This window comes from Vibrio sp. OPT20 (assembly GCF_963889365.1).
GTDB classification, from domain to species: Bacteria; Pseudomonadota; Gammaproteobacteria; order Enterobacterales; family Vibrionaceae; genus Vibrio; species Vibrio splendidus.
On the sequence record NZ_CAWPOA010000058.1, the window covers coordinates 223,469 to 247,997 of the forward strand.

A 24,529-nucleotide genomic window follows, 5' to 3' on the forward strand; every position below is an offset into this window, starting at 1 on the left:
TACTCGAGTTCCTAGAGCAGCGGCTAATGATTAATGATTAATGATTAACGATTAGCTGAGTACTTCAGTATCACTCGTTGTCATCGTCATCGTGTAGCTCAGACCAAACCTGTGCACACTTGATAGCACGTTTCCAACCTTTGTAACGGCGGTTACGCTTCTCTTCGTCGTGGTGCGGCATGAAGGTGCGGTCAAGAACGGCTTTGTCTTGAAGCTCATCAATACTGTCCCAGAAACCAACCGCTAGGCCAGCAAGGTAAGCGGCACCCAGAGCGGTTACTTCCGTTACTTCAGGGCGGTGAACTTCAGTATCCAGCACGTCTGATTGGAATTGCATTAGGAAGTTATTCGCTACTGCGCCGCCATCAACACGTAGTTTCGCTAGCTTGATGCCTGAGTCAGCTTGCATCGCGTCTAGTACGTCACGCGTTTGGTAAGCAATACCTTCCAACGTTGCACGGATGATGTGGTTAGAGTTAACACCACGAGTCAGGCCAACAATCGTACCGCGAGCGTAAGCATCCCAGTATGGTGCGCCTAAACCAGTAAACGCAGGGACTACGTAAACGCCGTTTGAAGAATCCACTTTCGTTGCGAAGTACTCAGAGTCTTCTGCGCCAGCCAATAGCTTCATTTCATCACGTAGCCATTGGATTGATGCGCCACCCATGAATACTGCACCTTCAAGTGCGTATGCAGGCTCACCTTTAGGACCACATGCTAGCGTTGTTAGTAGGCCGTTCTTTGATGTTACTTTCTCTTGGCCTGTGTTCATTAGAAGGAAACAACCTGTGCCGTAAGTGTTCTTAGCTTGGCCTGCTTCTACACACATTTGACCGTAAAGTGCCGCTTGTTGGTCACCTGCAATACCCGCGATTGGGATACGAGTACCGCCTTTACCACCAAGGTTCGTTTGACCGTAAACCTCAGAAGAGCGCTTCACTTCAGGCATCATGATTGCTGGAATGCCCATTTCATCAAGTAGCTTCTGATCCCAGCATAGGTCGTTGATGTTGAACAACATAGTACGTGACGCGTTGGTGTAATCCGTAACGTGTACACGTCCTTGAGTCATTTTCCAAACCAACCAAGTATCAACGGTACCGAACAATAGTTTGCCAGCTTCAGCGTCTTCGCGAGCGCCTTCAACGTTGTCTAGAATCCATTTTACTTTTGTACCTGAGAAATACGGGTCAAGGACTAAGCCTGTATTGTCACGTACGTAGTCTTCTAGGCCACGCGCTTTTAGGTCTTCACAGATGTCTGCAGTACGGCGACACTGCCATACGATTGCGTTATAAACAGGCTTGCCTGTCTCTTTGTTCCAAACAATGGTGGTTTCACGTTGGTTCGTGATACCAATGCCCGCTAGCTCATCGCTGCGGATGCCTGCTTTAGCAAGAGCTTCAACCAATGTAGAGCTTTGAGTCGCCCAGATTTCCATTGGATCATGCTCAACCCAACCCGCTTTCGGGTAAATCTGAGTGAATTCTCGTTGAGAAGAACTAACGATGTTTGCATCGTGATCGAGGATTACAGCGCGAGAACTTGTGGTGCCTTGGTCTAGGGCAACAATGTATTTTTGCTCGGTCATGGTAAGAATCCTTTTTCTTTCGTTATTTATATTTTAGTAAATGTAAGGTCGCTTAGGGATTAAGCTTGAGCTTGTTCAGCTTCTTCTTCTGTTTCACATTGGTTTGGAATTGTGCAGCCTTGGCCTTCTACAGGTAGGTAAGCACCGATAACACGTGGGTACAACCAACCACCAAAACACGCACCAGCAATTGGAGCAAGAATTGGAACGATGAAGTAAGGAATATCACGAGCACCGCTTAGTGCGAAATCCCAACCTGCAAAGTAAGCGAACAGTTTTGGTCCGAAGTCACGAGCAGGGTTCATTGCAAAGCCCGTCAGTGGACCTAAAGAACCACCGATAACCGCGATAAGAATACCGATCAGTAGAGGGTTCATTGCACCGCGAGATGCGCCGTTGTTCTCATCACCTAACGCTAAAATGGCAAACATCAACACTGCAGTAATCACGAATTCCACAGCAAAAGCGCCGAAGAAAGAAAGTGAAGCATGTGGGTAAGTCGAGAAGATACCAGCAGTTGATAGTGCGTCTTGGCTGCTACGAACGAAGTTATGTGCGATTTCGTAGTCAGTAAATAGGTTGCTGTACAGGCTGTAAACCAATGCTGCAGAGCAGAAAGCGCCAAGCAGTTGCGAAATGATGTAAGGCACCACTTTTGCTTTATCAAAGCCATGGAACATGGCCAGTGCAATCGTTACGGCTGGGTTGATGTGTGCGCCTGAAACGCCGGCAGTACAGTAAATTGCAATCGCAACACCGAAGCCCCAGATGATGCTGATTTCCCATTGTCCGAATGTCGCACCAGTTAATACCAGAGCGGCCACACAGCCAACGCCAAAGAATATGAGTAATCCTGTGCCGATAAATTCAGCCAAGCATTGCCCAAATAAAGAAGGGTGTTTGTTTGTTGTCATGTTCGAGTCCTTTTTAGTTTTGCTTATCTAGCACGTGTATTGTGCATATATTTGCGAACTCGAAAATAAACGAACATCAAAAGTGAGCGTTTGAGCATAAAATTGTTAATTAAAGTCACTTGAAATGTTAATCCGAACACTTTTGCTCGAAAAAGATGCTCGCATGAACGTCATTGCTCGAATTGATAGGTTGCGAAGCCGCTCAAACTACCTATATGTAAATGAATGCGCAACTGGTACGAGGAGTTTATGTTTGGATTTGTGATGCTACTTCGTGAGTGGCGGATTATTAGACTTAATTAGGGAGGGCTGTGTGATGTTTTTGCTATGTAACAAGGGCGTTAACAAATGAGCTTATATGCATAAATGAATAAACTGCCAACTATGTTGTAGTTTGGCAGTTTTAATAGTTAGTCAGCTCATGGCTTTTAACTTGCCGTAGTTGATTAACAACAAGTTATAAAGAATTGTCTACGATCGGTGTTTGAGACTCTAGTTATTGAACGATGTTTGATATTGAATTAATCAAATACAGATATTCAGGTACAGCCTAAGTTCGAGCTTCTCTCGCAATAGATACGATAATTTTATTACCCTATCTGTTGTTTCCAGAGTTTGGCATAAAGCCCTTCTTTCTCAACCAGCTCATCGTGAGTTCCGTTTTCACACACTTGGCCTTTATCAAGAACTAGAATGTTATCCGCATGACGAAGAGTGTTGAGGCGGTGTGCGATGCTAATTACGGTTCTACCTCGACAGATCTCGTCCATGTTGCTCATGATGGCAGCTTCAGAGTTATAATCGAGAGCAGAAGTCGCTTCATCAAGCAGCAAAATTCGAGGATTTACGAGTAAGGCTCTTGCCAATGCGACACGTTGACGCTGACCACCAGATAGAGAAGAGCCTTTCTCACCAACCGGTTGATCGAATCCGTGGGGAAGCTCTTCAATAAATTCTAGAGCGCCAGCAAGTTGCGCTGCGTGGCGCATCTCTTCATCTGAAGCTTGTGGCTTACTTAGGCGAATGTTATCTGCAACACTTCCTGAGAAAAGAATGCTGTCTTGCAACACAACACTCATATTGCGGCGTAACGATATAGGGTCCGCGATAGCTAGGTCCATACCGTCGACCAACACTTGACCATGCTGGGGAACATACAAGCGTTGTAGTAGCCGGGTTATGGTGCTTTTCCCTGAGCCCGATGGGCCTGTAATACCGATAAATTGCCCTGGTTTTATTTCTAATGAGAGGTTAGCTAGTACCTCTGGAGCGTCTTCGTGGTAACGGAATCTAATGTTGTGAAACTCTATGCCACCATTGAGTTCAGGGACAGAAGCTAGCCCCTGTTTACTGTTTTCTTTTGGTTCATCAAGAATGTCACCCACTCGCTTCAATGCAATGAGAGTATGTTGAAAGTCTTGCCAAATTTGAGCAAGTCTAAGTACCGGTTGGGTAACATGACCAGCTAACATATTGAATGCGACCAATTCACCGGGCGTTAGCTCACCATTTAGTACAGCGCTGACTCCCCACCATAGCAATAATGCGGCGGTAAGCTTTTGGATAAGTGCGATGCTTTGCCCTGCGATTAACCCAGACTTTTGAGCATCGAAACTACGCTTTAGTTGCTGGCTGAGTATGCGTTGCCATTGATGTAAGAATCGATGTTCGGTAGCAGTTGTTTTAATGGTTTCAATGCCTGTTACTGCTTCAGTTAAAAAGGTTGTGGCGTCGGCGTCTGATTCGTATTCTGATTCCACTTTTTTTCTTATTAAGGGGCCAGCGATAAGCCAAAGTAAGAAGTAGATGATCAATGAACCGATGACTAACCAAGTCAGAGTACTAGCATAGTGGAACATGACGGCGATAAAGACAGCCACAAAAATTAAGTCGAGTACTAACATTAACGTCGAACCCGTTAAAAACTGACGGATTTGTGCCATTTCACGAACTCGCGCAATGATTTGCCCGGTTTGTCTCTGCTTAAAATAAGTGAGTGGAAGGCCAACTAAGTGACGATAAAGGCGCCCTGATAGCTCTGCATTAACCTGACTCGCCAAATGACCAAAGACGGTATTGCGTAAGTAGCTGTATGCTGGTTCAGCAATAGCTAATGCGAGCATGGCCATTGCGAGCACATGAAGACTTGATAAACTGCGACCTACTAGTACTTTGTCGATGACATTTTGAAATAGCAACGGGCTTACTAGTGCGAATATCTGAAGTGCAATAGCATAGAAAAACACGTCACGCATCTGGCTTTTTTGACGCCAAATAGAGGGGGCAAACCAACTAAGGCCAAATTTCACTTCTTTGTTACTTAGTCTTTCATCCGCGACTAGTATTACCTTGTACATCGATAATTGACTACTCAGACTAAGCTCACTCTGTTGGTCTAATTGAGTGGTTGGGTCATATAAAAGAGAGGAACTATCAGCTGACTTTGTGAGCACTTTCCAACTATTGTCGATTTCAATTAAAACGGGTAGTGGAAGGGTATCTAACTCGTTTGATTTTACTTTCGTTACTTGACTTTTCAGGCCGATATAATCCGCTGCTTCCCTTATTTGCATGTCGCTCAAATTGGAATGATTGACACCCAATGCATGTTTTAGCTGTGTTTTAGTCGATTTCTTGTGAAAATGATTTCCGGCATAAACGACGGCGTCTATTCCGCCATTATCTTTTGTGGCAGATATATCTTGATTGCTAGAGGTATCTTGAGTGCAATATGTATCTTGGGCGATAGGCACATCTTGTGTTGTTGATAAGGTCATATCCATTCTCATCTCTCTCGTAGCGACTCAGCTTGGTATTCACGTATTGGGCTAAGTATATAGTCGATAACTCGGCGCTTATCCGTTTTGATTTCCGCAACAACAGACATACCAGGCGTTAGCTCGACGCTTTCTCCGTTAATTAAGATATTGTTATTGATGAGTTTAACTTGGGCTGGGAAAACAAGCCCTAGACGTTCATCCGTGGTCGAATCGCGAGAAATACTTAACAACTCCGCTTCGATAGTGCCGTAGCGAGTATATGGAAACGCATCTACTTTTACGGTCACTGACTGTCCGGGATAAACAAAACCTACATCTTTGTTGAGAATCTGTATCTCTGCTTGCTGAACGGAATTTCCAGGGACAATAATCATCAAGTTTTGTGCAGGTTGAAGTACCGCGCCTAGCGTGTAAATGCTGAGTTGCTGCACCGTGCCATCGACAGGGGAGCGGATTATTTCTAATTGTTCACGCTCACGAACTTTAGATAACTCCTGAGCTAACCCAACCAACTGCAACTTTGCTTGCTTTCGTTTCTCAAGCCACTCTCTTTGCTTTTGTGCTTTGAAACCGGTTAACCTCTCTTCAAGGCTGTAATATTGGGATTTCAAAACCTCTAATTCAGCTCGCTGCTGAGACACTTGACGCTGAACCTCCAGTAGCTCTTTTTCTTGCTCTAGATACTCTACGTGTCCAATGACTTTTATTTGATTCAACGTTTTTCGTGCCGCGAGTCTTTGGCTAATATTTTCGGTCAACTGAATTAAAGCGTTGATATCGCTTTGACGGGCTGCCTGTGATGCATTGTTGACGTGCATTTCTGCCTTGATACTTGCAAGAGTCGACTCGTACTCGCGTTTCTCGCTAAGGTGGTTTTCATTGATTAATGTCTGCTGTGCAGATGGTAAGGTCGAAAATAGAAGGTCTTTAGAGAGTGGAAGGCCACTGTTCAGAGATCGATAGCGAACTAACTCATTTGTCTGATATTCGGATTGAGTGATGAGACGTGTAATATCTTGATTAATGCCTAGGGTGTCGAGAGTAAGAAGTGGCGCGCCTTTATCAACTCGCTGCCCGTCCTTAACGTGAATGGAGAGGACTCTACTTTGTTCATAAGATTGAATTACTTGTGAACGTCCAGAGACAACGAAACGCCCGGTTGCTGTCGCTTGTACGTCCAGTTTTCCCCAATACGCCCAAAGCAATACCGCCATTACCCCTAGGCTAAGAGTGATTGCCGTTAAACGAGCAAATGGTGAAGGAGGGCGCTGTGACAAAGCGAGGTGTGCAGGCAAAAACTCGTAGTGGTTCTCTGCGGCTTGGTTGAACTTGAATCTAGCCAAGAATTGCTTGATTACGCTTTTCATGCGTTTGAATCCTCTTGTTTGAGCTCTTGTTGAAGTTGCCACAACTGTTTGTACTGTTTACCCAACGTTAATAATTGTTGGTGGCTGCCTTGCTCGACGATACTCCCTTGGTGAAGAACAATAATTCGATCACAATCTCGTACGGTGGATAATCGGTGAGCGATAGTAATGACCGTTCGGCCCTTTGCGATGTTCGCCATATTGGATTGAATCAACGCCTGTGATTCATCGTCAAGTGCACTAGTAGCTTCATCTAAAATAATGATTTTGGGGTTAGAAAGCAGAGTTCGTGCAATCGCGAGCCGTTGCTTCTGCCCGCCAGAAAGAGATTGCCCGCCTTCGGCTAATATCGTGTCGTAGCCAATTGGGAGCTTCATAATAAACTCGTGAGCTCCAGAGAGCTTCGCCGCTTCGATAACCTCTTCTAAGCTTGCCTCAGGTTTTGATTGGGCAATATTCTCGCAAACGCTTTTGTTAAATAGGTAGTTTTCTTGCAGCACTATGCCGATTTGTTGGCGCAGTTGCTGAATACTAATTTGATTCAGTGGAGTGTCATCAACCGTGATTAACCCTTGCTCTGGGTTGTATAGTCGCAGTAATAATCGAGCTAAGGTGCTTTTCCCAGAACCAGATGTGCCGACAACGCCTAAGGTTTCTCCTGCTTGTATATCCAAAGATAAATTATGGAGAGTAGGAGGGGTATCAAGTTGGTAACGAAACAGAACGTTTTTGAAAGAAATAGCCCCTTGCATTGTCACCATGTCGTTACCTGTATGTTGTTCTACCGGCAAATTGAGCATGTCTCCTAATTTCTCTAACGCTACGCGGGTTTGAATAAACTGCCCCCATAGTTCGACCATACGAGATAAGGGTTGAGCGATGTGATTCGTCATCATGTTGAAGGCAATGAGTTGGCCAATAGTCATCTCCAATGATAATACTTCAGTTGCTCCTAGCCATAAAATACCGACACTGGTTACCTTCTGTATAAGTTGAACAGCATGATTAGAGCGATTGTTGAGTTGCTGAACCACGTATCCAGTAGAGACCATTTTTTCCGTTTGATCGTCCCAACGGCGAACAAAACGAGGCTCTACGGCTAAGCTTTTTAGAGTTTCACTGCCAGCTACTGTCTCTGTGAGAAAAGAGGTATTTGCAGCGGCGTGCGTAAATTGCTCTTCTACCGCCGCTTGCATTCGAGGTGTAAGCCACCAAGCGAGAAATACATAAAGAGGGATGGTTGCAATAAATAGCCACGTGAGAGGAGGTGAAAGCAAACTCATGACGTAGAGAAAGACAAACATGAACAAGAACTCGACCGTTAAAGTAAACATTGAGCCTGTTAAAAATTCTCGCACTGTATCAAGCTCACGCACTCGAGTTACGATGGCTCCTACTTGGCGTGTTTTGAAAAACATCAAAGGAAGGCCAAACAAGTGCTTTACTAACTTAAGCCCTAATTGAATATCAATTCTATTGGCTGTGTGTGCATATTGATACTCACGTAAGCCGCGAAGTATAACCTCGACAATTCCCGTTATCACAAGTCCTATAACAAGCACATCAAGAGTTGACCAAGCCTGATGTATGAGCACTTTATCCATAACAACCTGGAAGAATAGTGGTGAGATTAAGGCGAGTATTTGCAGCACAAAAGAGAATAAGAAAATCTCTCCCAGTATTTTCTTGTGCTTTAGAAACTCAGGAATGAACCATGTGATATCAAAACGTGATTGAGCTTGTTTTATCTCTATCCATTTGTGGTTCCAAATTGAATTGAGTTCGTTATAAGAAATTACTTCAGGAGCCTCTTTATTAGGCCTTTGTATTAAACATTTATCTTTATTAGATTTAGCTAAAATAAACGGTGAATCTTGACTGTCAAATAGAATGGCAGGAGTTTTTATTTTTTTTATTTCCTTAAATCTAGAATGCTTTGTGGAAATTTTAACTCCATTTTTATGTTGTATTATTTTTATATTATCTATTAATGAATTTTCTTTATCTAATTTATTAGCTTTATCTAATTTAGTATTGTCTGGATTGTTATTTTCGTTGTTACCAACAATATTTAAATAAAACTGTATGCATACCAGCGTAAGGTTTTCTTTTTCAGTCATAGGTTTTTCTTAGCTGATGTTTTTACAGCATTTTTAAAAGTTCGGCATGCTATCACCACTTTTTATAACGTTCAATCAAGAATTAAAAAATAGATCTGGTTAGAAAATAGTTCGGCTGTGTTTATAATTTGAGCTGAATAGTTAATATAAAGTTAAATCTAGTTAATAATGATAGTTTGAGTGACTTCATGCTTGCCATAATATCATTGATATGAAGTATCTGATTTTAGAATGAATACTCTACTATTCATTAGTATTGTTGTTGATAGTTCATATTATAAGATGTAGCATATTTTACGAAAAATAATAAATACAATTATATCTTTGGGTTTGAGCCTAATATCAAACCTTTTTTGCTTGTTGTCGGGGTGCTTTCTTTTGTTAGAAAACACCCCGCTAATTTTTATACAAAATAATTCGGGGAATTTATGACAGAGAAATTTGTTCAAACAGTATCTAGTGTTAATTACAATAAGGGTGTTTTTTCTCTTTATTTCGTAGGTCAAGATCAAAACAATATGGCTAGCGGTGTAATGGCTGAAAATGATGATGACCTTGAACTTAAACAAGTGGTTCATATGCCAGCTTCTGGTTTCATGTATATGGTTTCAATGGTTAAAAACATGCTCGAAGATCCTCGTATGTCAGCTGAATTTGACAAGCTGGTTGCTGCAGGTTTTTTACCTTCAGGTGAGCCTAGTGTTGACCAGGTTGAAGAAGTACAAACAGAAGAAAAACCTGCGCCAAAGAAGAGAGCTTCTAAAGCTAAATAATAGCTGTATTCGGTGATATAGAGCATATGTCTATTACACATCAATCAGCAGATCTTACCTTAGCTCAAATTAAAAATTTAATTGGCGGGGTGATGTTGCTAAGTCAGCATTCTCCTCTCCACAGCCGATACGTTGTTGCTGAATGGCAGCAACGTATTATGCCTGCGCTTGAGCTAAACCAGTTTTGCTATTACGAAGATGAACAAGGACGCCCAATTGCATTTTGTAATTGGGCGTTTTTGTCTGAGCCGAGCCGAGATGAGTTGCTATCAGGGACTCGCGAAATCTCTCTATCTGACTGGCGATCCGGTCAACATATTTATATTCCAGAGATGATAGCGCCATTCGGACATGGTCGAGAGGTCGTTAATGATCTGCGACGTCGAGTATTCCTTCCGTGGAAGGGGCAGAAAGTTTGTACCGTCCGTGGCAAGGTCGACGCTCAAAATGACCGCTGTATCAGAAAGGTACAGTGGTTTTCTATTTAACCTTAAATTAGAGTTTTTTTATGGGAAAACCATTTTGGAGAAGTGTTGAATACTTCTTTACAGGGAACTATTCCGGCGATGAAGGTAACAACAACATTGTTGCTATCGGTTTTGGTGGCGAAATACATGCTCGTGGAGGTGATGATCACGTCACTGTCGGTTCAATTGGGGCGACGGTTTACACGGGTAGCGGCAATGATACGGTCGTAGGTGGTGCTGCATATCTAAGAGTAGAAGATTCTGTTGGCAACCTAAATGTAACAGGTGCTGCTGGGTATGCGGACATTGACAAAAGTGGCGATGGAAACGTTTCATTCGCCGGTGCTGCTGGCGGAGTATCTATTGATCATCTAGGTAATCGCGGTGACGTAAATTATGGCGGTGTTGCTGCGTATAATGGGATAACCCGTAAAGGTCTAAGTGGTAATGTGACGTTTGGTGGTGCTGGTGGCTATAACAGCCTTTGGCATGAAACAAACCAAGGTAACTTATCTTTTACTGGAGCTGGGGCCGGTAACAAACTTGATCGAACTTGGTTCAATCAATACCAAGGCTCTCGCGGTAATGTGACGTTTGATGGTGTTGGCGCTGCTAACAGTATTAGCTCACGAGTAGAAACGGGTAATATCACTTTCCGTGGTGCTGGTGCCGATAACCATCTCGTTCGCAAAGGTAAAGTCGGTGATATAACATTGCAGGGAGCGGGTGCATCAAACCGCATTGAACGAACACGACAATCGGATGATGTCTATGTGGAAACACGTGGCAACATTCGCTTTGAAGGTGTTGGCGGATACAACAGTATCTATTCTGATGTGGCACACGGTGATATCCATTTCTCTGGAGGCGGGGCTTACAACAAGATTACCCGTAAAGGGTCTGGTAACGATTTCAAAGACGAAGGGTTAGCCAATGCCAATGCCGATGAGATCGTTCTGACTGCTGCACAAATGCATGGGTTATCGATTGGTAACGGGAATAAGTTCCATTCTGTTAAGGCAATAAAATCAGAACGGGAGGCAAATACTTACTTGTTTGCTATCGCTGATGGTACTTACACCAAAATTAATAAAATTCGTCTCTATAATGACTCGGAAACTGGAAATCTTAAGTACTACTCAGAAGCTTGGTATAAGCGTGGAAATCATTTAACTAGCCTTGCTCGATCCGATGTTTCTGGTTCAGGTGGATTTGAGTCAAACCCAATCAATGGCGGCTACACCCTTTCTAATATCGAACTCGAACATCAACAGTCAGTAACCGTTCATGCTGTTGAGAAAGACCTGACTGAATATGAATGGGTTACATACGCAAACGGTGCTTTAATCGATGCTGAAGATGTTGTTTTGGCCGATGCAAAAATGGGTGGCGATGCTATTTATAAAAATGGCACAACAGTTGATGTTAAAGGTGTTAAGTCAAATCGTAAATCAAACACGTATGTATATGCGAAAGTGCTTGGCCCTTATACAAAAGTTGTGGTGGTTGAATTAGCAAATGATTCAGAAACTGGCGAGTTAAAGTACCAGGCCCGCTCTTGGTACAAAAAAGGTAATTACACCGGAAATTTGGCCAATGAGGATATTTCGTCAGCAAATGGTTATCACTCAATGGGTCGAGGTGGATATTCGCTGAGTGATCTTCAGTACAGTGTAAATGCGGTAAGAAGTACTAGCGAAACGGTCGCAGATATTGACGAGTACAATGAACAAGCATTGATCAAACCTGCTACAGATACCGGTGAAAGCTCAGGAGATGTGCGTTTTAATGGTGTTGGTGGTGGGAACGTCATCAAGTCCAATGTTACCCGCGGTGATGTTCATTTTAATGGTGGAGGGATTGCCAACGTTATCCTTCACAGCTCTAAGTTTGGTGATACTGAATTTATTGGTGGTGGCGCGGCAAACGTTATTGTTAAAAGTGGCGATGAAGGCGATCTCACTTTCCGTGGTGCTGGCTTGGCTAACGTATTAGTCCATCAGAGCAAGCAAGGCAAAATGGATGTCTATGCAGGCGGTGCGGTCAATGTATTGGTTCGTGTTGGTGATGGCGAATATTTAGCTCACTTACTTGCTTATGGCAATATTTCAGTTCACAAAGGTAACGGTAATAGTCGTTTGACTATGCTAGGCGGCTACAACACGCACACCCAAATTGGTTCTGGCAATGGGTTGTGGTTAGCGGTCGGTGGCTTTAATGTCATGACACAGGTTGGTAAGGGTGACATCGCTTCTGTACTTGTCGGTGGCGCGAATGTCATGACTAAAGTGGGTGACGGTGACCTCACGGCGGGTATGCTTGGTGGTGCTAATATCATTACTCATATTAGCGGTGATGAGACAGCCTCAAATACGACCGCAGTCGCACTTGGTGGTGCAAACATCCTAACCAAAAAAGGTAATGGCAACGCGCTTGCCGTTATGGGAGGAGGCGCTAACGTACTTACACATGTTGGTGATGGCTCGACAACTGGCGTTATGGTTGGTGGGGCGAATATTCTGACCAAGGTAGGCGATGGTGATACCACTGGCATTATGTTGGGTATTGGTAACGTACTGACTCATGTCGGCGATGGCCAAACAATTGGCGTAATGGGTGCTGCGGGTAATATCTTCACCAAAGTAGGCGACGGCACTTCAATAGCAGCTATGATCGGCGTAGGCAATATCTTTACTCACGTTGGTGAAGAGAGCGCGTGGGCGCTAATGGGTGGCCTAGGCAATGTGTTTACCAAGGTTGGTCATGATGATGCATTAGCGCTTATGGTCGCGGAAGCCAATGTCTTTACGCATATTGGTGACGGTACAACAGTCGCATTAATGGTGGCGAAAGGTAATATCGCTACCAAAGTGGGCAATGGTACTTCGATAGCCGCGATGGTAGGTAACGCAAATATATTCACTCAGGTGGGTAATGGCAGCACGTTTGCTGCAATGCTTGGCCAAGCCAATATCATGACTAAAGTGGGTAATGACCTAACTGCTGCATTAATGATCGGTAAAGCGAATATCTATACTCACGTTGGTGATGGCACAAGCTTAGGTTTATTTGCTGGCGAACTAAACGTGATGACGAAAGTGGGTAATGGCACAACCTTAGCTGCGATGTTTGGTAAAGCAAACATTGTGACTCACATAGGAGATGGTCTTACTGGCGTACTAGCCCTTGGTGAAGCGAATATCATAACGAAAGTCGGTGATGACTTCATGGGTGTTGTCGCAGCTGCGAAAGCAAACGTAGTGACCCATGTTGGTGATGCAACAACCGCAGCTGTGTTGGCGGGTAAAGGTAATATCTTAACCAAAGTTGGCGAAGGAACCACCGTTGGTTTACTGATATCGCAAGTGGGTAATGTCATGACCCATATTGGTGACGGTGCGACTGTCGGTTTAGTTAGAGGTAAAGCAAACATCGTCACTAAAGTGGGCGATGGACTGGGAGTCAATGCGGCTTGGGGACATGCGAATATCCTCACTCATGTTGGTGACGGTGACCGATACAACTTCGCCAAAGGTGACGCGAACATCATTACAAAGGTGGGTGATGGTCAAGAAATTTCTGTGGTTCAAGGTAAGGCGAACGTAATCACACACGTCGGTAATGGCGATGATTATACCGGTTCTTGGGCTAAAGCGAATATCATTACGAAAGTGGGTGATGGCCGTAATGTCGTTTTGGCGAAAGGCGAAGCGAATATTGTTACTCAAGTGGGTGACGGTGATAGCTTCAACGCGCTTTGGAGCAAAGGTAATATTGTCACTAAAGTCGGCGATGGTCTTCAGGTCACTGCAGCGAAAGGTAAAGCCAATATTACGACAACCGTGGGTAATGGTTTAAGTGTGACGGCGACCTATGCTGATGCGAATATCAACACAAAAATTGGTGATGGTACTTCAGTTAACGTTTCATGGGGCAAATATAACGTCAACACTAAAGTGGGCGATGGCCTCAATGTTTCGGTAATGAAAGGCAAAGCAAACGTGAATGTTCACGTAGGTGACGGTTTAGGAATCAATGCTTCTTATGCTAGAAATAACGTTGCTATTAAAGTGGGTAACGGTGATTTTTATAGCCTAGCTGTCGCGTCTAGCAACACCAGCAGCAACAAGCTATCGACATTGTTTGACAATATTAAACAAACTCTTCTTGGAGTCGGTGGTAGCCAAGCGATTAATTACCTAGTTCAAGGTGATGAAGCTTCGTCATCAAGCGTTCAAAAAGGTCTAGGGAAGATTGCAAAATCTGAAATCACAAAACTTGATGGTTTTGAGCTGGATGAGATCGAAGAAGTAGGCTCCGACTTAAAAGACAGTTTAAGTGGAAGCGTGACGAACGTTGAAGCACCTGACCTCAGTAACATGAAAGAAAATATCAACATCGAAGATTCTTTAAGTAAAACGAAAGAACTTACTACTAAAAATGAAACTAACATCGAAGATTCTTCAAAGAATGAAGAAGCCCCTAACTTAATCGTCAATGGCGACTTTGAACAAAATGGTCACGGTTGGGAGTCAACACATGGCATTGAAGCTGTGCACTCAGCGAAAGCTTATGGTGTAAGCAATGGTGGCCATGGTTCTCGTGTCACTGAGTTAGATGTAGATAAAAATACTAGTATTTTTCAAAGTTTATCTGCCTTAACTGAAGGAGAAGTCATTGCTGTTAGCTTTGATTTCGCAAGACGTGCGGGTATTTCAAGCAACGAAGGCATAGAGGTTCTCTGGAACGGTGATGTTGTATTCTCAACCTCTGGTGATAAGACAGCTTGGCAACACAAAATACTGAAATTGACTGCAAACTCCGGCAGTAACAAAATAGAATTTAAAGGTACTGGCCATAACGATGGGCGAGGTTATGTTTTAGATAATGTTGTGGCGAAATCTGAAGCGATCATCGAAACCGTTGGTACTCCACTGCAGGTATCCGAACTATCTTATCAACCTGATGAGATGTCTGACGAAGCTAGCACTATTGCCGATAGTGCAGAGCAAAATCAAGCTGTAAAAAATGCAATGTCTGACAAAGAACGAGTGGAAGCTGATCGCCAGCGCTTAGAACAAGAAAAACAGAAACAACTTGAAGCTGTATCGGGTTCTCAGGCTCAATTAGAATCAACCGATCAAAAAGCATTAGAGAACAACGGTCGAGCACAGCGCGATGCTGTAAACGAAGAGTCTGAAGCGGTAACTAAAGACCTGACGGCAATGGCTCAAGGCCTTAAAGTACTCGATGACAAAGCTAAATATATGGGCGAATCTGGTGACCATTGGCGTGAGCGTTTTGCCGGAGGTCTTTTAGATGATGTTCAAACTCAATTAGATAAAGCCAAAGAAGTTTCTGGTAAGCAGATCACTGCTGCGAAAAAGAGCTATGAAGAGAGTCAAAAGAACGTCAAAGATTCGGTGGCAAAATCAGAAGCAGGTGTTGCCAAAGGTGAACAGAATCGCGCTGGGGCAGAGCAAGATATAGCGAACGCTAAAGCCGATGCTGATGCACGTAAAGCAGAAGCGACCACGAAAACCAATGAAGCTAAACAAGCTGAATCGAATGCCAATAATTCAGCTAGAGACGCTGAAGATCGTGGTAATCGTGATGCAAGAAATGCTGAAAATAGAGCAAATCAAGCACAAGCGGACGCGAAAGGTTCTAAGCAAAACGAAAATGACCGCCCTGATCGTCAAGGTGCCTCAGGCAGTGGTTTATCCAATGAAAGTCACTTTACTCAAAGTGAAGAGACAACCAGTAGCGATGTCGACACGGTAAATCCACAGAGTGCCGACGGTCGATTTAGCGAAGGATTAACCGATCAAGAGCAAGAAGCGCTAGACGGTGCGGTTCAAGCCGTAAATCGACTACAAATCAATGCGGGTGTTCGTTCTAAAAATACCGGAAGCTCAATCACTTCTCTGTTCACTGAGAGCAATGCAGATAGCATTGTGCTGCCAGCTACGCACTCTCAGGATGTGGCTCGAAAAGAGATCCGTATTTCAGGGGTGAACTTAGAAGGGTTAAGTGGTGGACAAGGAAATCAAGCAACGGGTCAACATAGTTCAAAAAGTGTTCCTGGGTTTCAAAGCCATTTTGCCTCGACATCAATTGGTATAGAAAACGAGCTATCTGGTTTAGTTGTTGTTTTACCTAAGAATTCAGCCCAGACGTTTGGGTATGTGCATGATTCACAAGGTAATCCATTGTTCATGTTAACCAAGGATATGAATCAAGGTGGTTATAGCAATCCAGCTCGTATTACGGATATCAATGGGGTGAACAACTTGCAGACGCACACAATTGAATTGGTTACGTATCCTAGTGAAGCCGGTGATACGACGGCGATTGAAAGTCGTAAAGAAGCAATGCTTTGGTTAGCGAAAGAGTTTACAGGCCATATCAACCAGTCAAACCACCAAAGCTTACCTCAATTGGTGAGTGATGATGGACATTTTACGCTGGTTATCTCGAATTCGAAGCATCTCATCGCGGCTGGTAACGGCACTGCAATTGAAGCTCAAGGGCAGACAATAGGGATGACCCCTAGTGGACAACAAGCCACGATGGGCATTAGTGCGAAAGAATTTGGCTCAAGCTCGTCATTGGAAGTCAGACTTCTAGAATCGGCATCTTGGTACCAGTCGGGACTTAGAGATGAGTTTTTAGTCAACTCTAATGAGCACAAATTAGATGATCCGACGGCTGCGCAAAACGTGTATGCCTATCTCACATCGGTCTATTCAAAAACTGCAGATCTGGCCAAAGAGTACGGTATCTACATCAATGATTGGGATCCTGCATCGGAGGGTTTCTCTCCAAACGCTCAAGGGTTAACTGATCCGAAAGTAAAAAATGCTTGGGAGATTTTGCCAAGAACTAAGCCTATCAAAATGCTGGAACTTCTTAGTGCAGATGATTCACGATACGTGAGACAACAAATCATTGGCAAGCTGAAAGGTTCATATTCAGAAAGCCTTGCTAAGAGTGTATTTGAATACTTCCAGTATGGCGGCGAAGTGGCAGGACATGGCATCAACAACGCTACGACAGGAAGTGTGCAGCAGCCAGAACCCGCTATCTTGTTTGAGTTCCGAAGCGTGCCGAACGTGTTAAGTGAATTTGTGCCTAAAACAGAATCCACGGCAAAAGTTGATGTGAAGGCACTCGATCATTTTGATTCTGCAAGCCGTAAAGTCATTATTGCTGAAGTGAACGCTTTGGTTAATGGTAGTGATGATTTCGATACTTGGTATCAGGAGTACCGCGCAAGCAAAGGCCAGCCGCCAGTTAAAAAACCTAAATCCAGTGCTTCTGCGAATCATAAAGCCGAATGGCTGATGACGCAGTATGCTGATAAATGGGAAAAAATCACCGCGCCTTATATCGAAAGCAATGAGACGAGCACGTCAACACAAGCGAAGATAGATACGGGCGAAGTGCTTAAAGGACTACAGGAAGACTTTAAACGTTATGGCGATGCGCTGAAACCGGATACTAGCGTACCAGGAAAATCGAAAGACATTCGTACTACTAAAGATTTCCTAAATGGTTACAAAAACGACCATGCCAAGAATATCGTTGACGGCTTCCACTCAGACATGAGCATCAAGCAACTGGTGGATCTGTTTGTTAAGGGGAGCTGGAGTGCAGTGCAAAAAGGAGCGCTTGCTTGGGAAATCGAAAGTCGTGCATTGAAAGTGACGTTCCAGAACAAATCTGAGAAGTACAACCGACTGTTCCGTGAGATTGCCTCTACTGGAGTGGTGGATGCGAAAGCGACCGAGCAACTTGCGCCACAGTTAATGCTGTTGAACCTATCGAACGACGGTTTTGGTGGACGCTGTGATCCACTTTCTAAACTTGTTCTGGTCGCTAAACAGCTAGAAAACGATGGTCAAGTCGGCGTTGCAAGACAACTGCTGGAGAAGATGTACTCTGCGGCGGCGGTGCTGAGCAATCCAACGCTTTACTCAGACAGTGAAAAAGTCAATGCAAGCAAGTTGCTCAGCAGCTTGGCGGCTATTCATGTGAAGAATCCAATGCATGATACGTCGATGAAAGTGTGGCAGGAAAAGCTGGAAGGGAAACAAGCGCTGACCGTAAGCGGTGTGGTTGAGAAGATCACCGATGTACCAGCTAACGGTAAACCTGTGTTGTTGGAACTTGATGCTCCGGATCACGCGATGGCGGCTTGGGCAAAAGGCTCAGGTGACGATCGTGTTTACGGCTTCTATGATCCAAATGCTGGCATCGTTGAGTTCTCGTCAGCAGAGAAATTTGGCGCTTACCTAACGCGTTTCTTCGGCAAGTCCGATCTGAACATGGCTCAAAGCTACAAGCTGGGTAAAAACGACGCAGGTGAAGCGATCTTCAACCGCGTGGTGGTGATGGATGGCAACACACTAGCGAGTTATAAGCCGACAGTTGGTGATAGTACCACCATGCAGGGGATTCTTGACTTGCCTGTGTTTGATGCGACGCCAATCAGCAAGCCGGAAGTCAATGATGCCCTATCAGGCAACGATAAGTACAAAGAAAACGTGGCGATTGAAAATGATGGCACGCCGCCACGAGACAAAGAGTCTCTCAGCCCGTTAAATCGATTCCTAAATAATGAGTTGTTCGGAACTAAAGATGCTCGTCGTAAGATTGGTGATACCACAGAAACATTGCTAGGGCTTGCTGTTGAAAAAAGTGAATCTCAAAAAGTGACTCTGAAAGGTGAAGCTGGTCGTTTGTCTGGATACTTCCATCAGGGGGCTAAAACATCCGAAGGTGAAGAAAGTACAGGAAATGGCAAAGTCGTACTGTTCCTACACGGCTCTGGGTCATCTTCAGAAGAACAAGCGAGCGCGATTCGCAATCATTATTACAAGCAAAATATTGATATGTTGGCTGTGAATATGCGCGGTTATGGCGAAAGCGATGGTGGACCAAGCGAAAAAGGTCTCTATCAAGATGCCCGTACTATGTTTAAGTATCTTGTGAATGATAAGGGTATCGACCCAAGTAATATTATTATTCACGGTTACTCAATGGGTGGTCCAATTGCTGCAGATTTAGCGCGTTATGCTGCACAAAATGGCCAAGCGGTTTCGGGCTTATTGCTTGACCGTCCTATGCCAAGCATGACTAAAGCCATCACTGCTCATAAAGTGGCGAATCCTGCTGGAATTGTTGGAGCTTTGTCTAAGGCAGTTAATGGCCAGTTTTCCGTAGAGAAAAACTTGAAAAGTTTACCGAAAGATACGCCGATCATGCTGTTAACTGATAATGAAGGTTTAGGCGGCGAAGGTGAGAAGCTTCGTGCCAAGCTAGCGGTATCTGGCTTTAATGTGACCGGTGAGCAAACCTTCTATGGCCACGAGGCGAGTAATCGCTTGATGAGCCAATACGCTGAGCAAATCGTATCTGGTTTGTTTGACGCAGACCGCGTATCAGCGGATGCCAGCGACGTACTAAAAGGCATCAAAAACGACCTTTCTCGCTACGGTGAAGCACTAAAACCAGACACAACGGTGCCAGGTAAATCAAAAGACATTCGCACTACCAAAGATTTCTTGAATGGTTACAAAATTGACCATGCGAAAGATATTGTGGAAGGTTTTAGACCTGATATGAATATCAAGCAGTTAGTGGACCTATTGGTCGAAGGTAACTGGAGTGCAGAACAGAAAGGTGCGCTTGCTTGGGAAGTCGAAAGCCGAGGTTTGAAGGCAACGTTCCAAGCTAAATCGGAGAAGCATAATCGCTTATTCCGTGACGTGGCGTCTTCAGGAGTCACTGACGCTAAAGCCAGTGAACAACTTGCTCCTCAATTGTTGTTATTGAATTTATCAAACGATGGGTTTGGTGGCCGTTGTGATCCGCTATCTAAGCTGATACTTGTTGCTAAACAGCTAGAAAGCGATGGTCAGGTTGGCGTGGCGAGAAAGCTGTTAGAAAAGATGTATTCAACAGCTGCAGTCTTAAGTAACCCTACGCTCTATTCGGAAACGGAGAGGGCAAACGCCAGTAAGCTAATGGATAGCCTTGCAGCGATCCATACTAAAAACCCAATGCATGATACTTCTATGAAAGTATGGCAAGAGAAGCTTGAGGGTAAGAAAGCTCTAACGGTTACGGGTGTAATTGAAAAGATCACAGACGTTTCAGTTGACAACAAGCCTGTCTTATTAGAGTTAGATGCTCCTGGTCATGCAATGGCTGCTTGGGCAAAAGGTGATGGAGAAAATCGTGTTTACGGTTTCTATGATCCGAATGCAGGTGTTGTAGAGTTTTCATCAAAAGACAAGTTTAGCACTTATTTAACTCGCTTCTTTGGTAAGTCTGATTTGGATATGGCTCAACGTTACAGACTACCAAAAAATGATGTTGGAGAAGCTATTTTCAACCGTGTTGTGGTGATGGACGGCAATACGTTAGCTACTTACAAGCCTACATTAGGTGATAAGACGACATTGCAGGGAATTCTTGATTTACCTGTCTTTGACGCAACACCAATTAAGAAGTCAACAGAATTAAAAGTAACGGACCTTGAATCGTTAGGAAACAAGACAAAATTAGTCGTTGATTTGTCTACCATTATGACGAAGCAAGAGTTGAAAGATGGCGGTAAAGTCTTTGCTAAACCGATTGGTGCTTCTTATCAAGCCATCTTGGATCAAGTTGAATTAGTGCATAGTTCTATTGGTCGAGATCAGGTGGGGGCGAGTTTTGAACTGAACAAGCAGATCAATAATTATTTGGCCGAACATCCAACCTCTGGACGTAACCTTGCGTTGACGACATTGAAAGAGCAAGTAAACACGGCGCTGTTCAGTGGCAAGATGAAAGTAACCCAAGAGAGCATTGATGCTATTGCACAGACGCGAACTGATTTGGCCGCTCGTATTTATGTTGTTGCTATGGAAGAAGCAAATGGCGAGCATGTTGGCCTAACGGACATGATGGTGCGCTGGGCTAATGAAGACCCATACTTATCGCCAAAACAAGGTTATGCAGGAGAAACTCCGAGTGACTTGGGCTTTGACGCGAAGTATCACATCGAGCTTGGTGAGCAGTATTCTGACCTTAAACTATGGTTAGAAAAGTCACAGTCTGCTGATTTGCTTAGCAAAGCTGTTTTGGATGAGGCAACAAAAACCGTTCACCTTGGCTATAGCTATCAGGAGCTTCAGGATTTGACGGGGGTTGAGTCGGTACAAATGGCTTTCTACTTCTTGAAAGAAGCCGCTAAAAAGTCTGACTCAACGACCAGTGATTCCGCTGAAATGATATTGCTGAAAAAATTCGCTGATCAAGGCTATATATCTCAGCTTGAGACAGATCGTATGGATCACATTGAGGGTATATATCGCAGCAGTCATGAGACCGACGTTGACAATTGGGATCGCCGTTATTCTGGTGCTGGTTATGATGAGTTAAGCGACAAGCTTACGGGTGCGAACGGCGGTGTTGAAGAACAATTGTCAGTACTTCTCAACGAGCGCAAAGGCCTCTTAATTGGGGAAGTTCATGGAAGCGATGTGAATGGTCTGCGCTTTGTTAATGAACAAATGGACGCGCTCAAAAAGCAAGGTGTGACAGTCATCGGCTTAGAGCATCTTCGTTCCGACCTTGCCCAACCACTGATCGACAACTATTTGTCCACAGGCATTATGTCTAGTGAGTTGAGTGCAATGATCAAAACTAAGCATTTAGATATTACGTTGTTTGAAAACGCCCGTGCTAACGGGATGCGTATTCTTGCTCTAGATGCAAATAGTACAGCGCGACCTACAGTTCAAGGTACAGAGCATGGCTTGATGTACCGTGCTGGTGCTGCGAACAACGTTGCCGTCGATGCATTGCAAGCTCTTCCTGATGGCGAAAAGTTTGTCGCTATCTACGGGAAAGCGCACTTGCAGTCACATAAAGGCATCGAAAGCTTTGTTCCAGGTATTACCCATCGTTTAGGGTTGCCTGCACTTAAAGTGAGTGCCTCGGATCAGTTTGTCATCGAACAAGATGATAAGACTTTACGCACTGTCTACGATGATGTGGCGAGCAAACCTAAGATTGATTTCCGAGCAAGCTTAAATGGCTCGGGTGACACGGTTAAAAACAAAGACGTTAACAGTTGGGAACGCCTCATCGTATCCCCTCAATCTGACGGTGGTGAAACGCGTTTTGACGGTCAAATCATTATTCAAATGGAGAATGATTCTTCGGTTTCCAAAGCAGCTGAAAATTTAGCAGGCAAACATCCAGATAGTACAGTGGTTGTTCAGCTAGACTCAGACGGTAATTATCGTGTGATTTACGGTGACCCGTCTAAGTTACCTAAAGACAAGTCAACTGGACAATTACGTTGGCAACTAGTTGGTCATGGTCGTGATGAATCTGAAAACAATAATACCCATCTAAGCGGTTACAGCGCAGATGAGTTAGCCGTGAAACTAGCAGCGTTCAATCAAGCGTTTAGTGAAGCTGAAAATGTCAAGGCTAGCCCTGATCATATTAGTGTAGTCGGTTGTTCGTTAATCAGTGATGACAAACAAAATGGCTTCGGAAGACTTCTTATTCAATCGATGGGTGACAACGATATCCGTAGCGATGTTTCTGTCCGTAGCTCAGAAGTTGCTGTTGACTCGAATGGTCGTAAACATACCCATGACGAAAATGGTCATTGGGTACAAAAAGAGAAAAGCAACAAAGTGACACTTAGCTGGGATGAACAAGGCGAAGTGACCGAAAAACATGAACGTATAAGAAATGGTATCGCAGAAGGAGACATCGATCTTTCTCGCGTAGGTACCAGCGAGGTTGATGAGACCGCTCGCGGCGCAATTGCTGAAAACAGTGATGTGTTCAATGCACCAGAAAAACGCAAGAATGATACTGAGTCCTCATCATCTGGTAGCAGTAAGAGCAAGCTCAGCTATTCTGGCAATATCCAAGTTAATGTCGGTGATGGTGAATTTACTGCAGTTAACTGGGGCACTTCGAACGTTAGCATTAAAGTCGGCACTGGTGGCTTTAAATCTCTCGCTTTTGGTGACAACAACGTGATGGTTCACGTTGGTGACGGAGAAAGTAAACACAGCTTTGATATTGGCGGATATCAAGCTCTAGAAGGCGCACAGATGTTCATCGGTAATCGTAATGTGAGCTTCAATTTGGGGCAAAGCAACGATCTTATTGTGATGATGGATAAATCAATTCCTACGCCTCCTCTGGTTAATCCGTTTGACGGCGCCTCTCGAATCTCTGGTGTGTTAAAAAGCATAGCGAGTTCAGGTGAAGGTCAAGATTGGTTAGCTGCTCAAGAGCAGCAGTGGACATTATCTGGGGCTAAAAAGTTCGTTAAAGATATGTCTGGCTTAGATCAGAGTAGCAGTGTTGATTACACAAGCTTGGTTGACTTGGATTCTCAAAATGAACGCAGTAGCCGCGGCTTGAAAAATGACGCTGAAGCGACGTTAAACAAGCAATACAACCAGTGGTTAGGCGGAAATGATAACTCTGACTCAAGTAAAATGAGTCGTGCAGATAAGTTCCGTCAAGCGAATGAGAAGCTAGCGTTTAACTTTGCTGTTGGTGGCCAAGGTGCTGATATTCAAATGACGACGGGTAACTGGAACTTTATGTTCGGTGATAATATTCAGTCGATTCTTGATACCAATTTGGGTTCGTTGTTTGGTCTTATGACTCAACAATTTTCCACAACGGGGCAAGCTAAAACAACGTTTACTTACAGCCCCGAGGATCTTCCTCGTCAGTTAAAAAACAAGCTTCTAGGCCAACTTGCCGGTGTAGGTGCAGAGACGACGCTAGGTGATATCTTCGGTGTGGATTACACAGCTGCAGGGCATATTGTGTCTCGTACTGGCGAATCAGTAGACGGTGTCGCAATCCTAAAAGAAATGCTGGAAGTTGTTGGTGAGTTTAGTGGCGATCAATTACAAGCCTTCGTTGACCCAGCTAAGTTGCTAGACAACCTAGAGTCGGGCGTCAATATGGGTGCTGACGGCATTAAGACGTTCGCAGAAACACACGGCTTGAAAGAAAAAGCACCGGAAGAGGAAGAAGATAATTCATCCGTTTCTGTTAATGGCACTAATGTCGCTGGAGCTCAGGATAACGGCGATGCAATAACGGCAGATAGCTCCGCTAAAGAAGATCGTGCATTTGGTTTTAATTCGCTAAATCTACCTAATTTGTTTGCGACCATTTTCAGTGAAAATAAGCAAACAGAAATGAAGTCGCTGGTGGAAAACTTAAAAGAAAACCTGACGGCTGATCTACTGAATATGAAGGAGAAAACATTTGATTTCCTTCGTAATAGCGGTCACTTGCAAGGTGATGGAGACATCAACGTTTCTTTAGGCAATTACAACTTCAACTGGGGTGGTGATGGTAAAGATCTCGGCGCGTACCTAGGAGATAACAATAACTTCTGGGGTGGTCGAGGTGATGATGTCTACTATGCGACAGGAACATCTAATATCTTTACCGGCGGTG

7 protein-coding genes and 1 pseudogene are annotated in these 24,529 nt (G+C 44.1%); 3 read left to right on the forward strand and 5 right to left on the reverse strand.

The window, feature by feature from the left end; genetic code table 11:
• Nucleotides 1–70 precede the first annotated feature (70 nt).
• From glpK to AACR09_RS13170, 5 genes and pseudogenes are all read right to left on the reverse strand, one after another.
• A complete protein-coding gene (gene glpK / locus AACR09_RS13150; RefSeq protein WP_004732235.1) occupies nt 71–1,594 on the reverse strand; it encodes a glycerol kinase GlpK in 1,524 nt (507 codons plus the stop codon).
• Between the two features lie 59 nt (nt 1,595–1,653).
• Nucleotides 1,654–2,508: an MIP/aquaporin family protein gene (locus AACR09_RS13155; protein WP_004732234.1), complete on the reverse strand. Its 855-nt coding sequence runs from the start codon at nt 2,506–2,508 to the stop codon at nt 1,654–1,656.
• Nucleotides 2,509–3,098: 590 nt separating this feature from the next.
• Nucleotides 3,099–5,189 (reverse strand): annotated as a pseudogene (locus tag AACR09_RS13160) (type I secretion system permease/ATPase); the annotation flags it as partial.
• Nucleotides 5,190–5,293: 104 nt separating this feature from the next.
• A complete protein-coding gene (locus AACR09_RS13165; protein ID WP_193835152.1) occupies nt 5,294–6,655 on the reverse strand; it encodes an HlyD family type I secretion periplasmic adaptor subunit in 1,362 nt (453 codons plus the stop codon).
• A complete protein-coding gene (locus AACR09_RS13170; RefSeq protein WP_193835153.1) occupies nt 6,652–8,775 on the reverse strand; it encodes a type I secretion system permease/ATPase in 2,124 nt (707 codons plus the stop codon). The genes AACR09_RS13165 and AACR09_RS13170 overlap by 4 nt, the downstream gene beginning before the upstream one ends.
• 428 nt (nt 8,776–9,203) lie before the next feature.
• Here AACR09_RS13170 and rtxH point away from each other — a divergent pair, with 428 nt between their 5' ends.
• The 3 genes from rtxH to rtxA all read left to right on the forward strand — a co-directional run.
• Nucleotides 9,204–9,548 (forward strand): protein RtxH, encoded by a 345-nt coding sequence (rtxH, locus tag AACR09_RS13175; RefSeq protein WP_076649220.1) that lies wholly within the window; start codon nt 9,204–9,206, stop codon nt 9,546–9,548.
• Nucleotides 9,549–9,574: 26 nt separating this feature from the next.
• Nucleotides 9,575–10,036: an RTX toxin-activating lysine-acyltransferase RtxC gene (gene rtxC, locus AACR09_RS13180; protein ID WP_193835154.1), complete on the forward strand. Its 462-nt coding sequence runs from the start codon at nt 9,575–9,577 to the stop codon at nt 10,034–10,036.
• A 20-nt stretch (nt 10,037–10,056) separates the two neighbouring features.
• Nucleotides 10,057–24,529 (forward strand): MARTX multifunctional-autoprocessing repeats-in-toxin holotoxin RtxA (gene rtxA, locus AACR09_RS13185; RefSeq protein ID WP_228010571.1); only part of this gene is annotated, 14,473 nt, incomplete at its 3' end.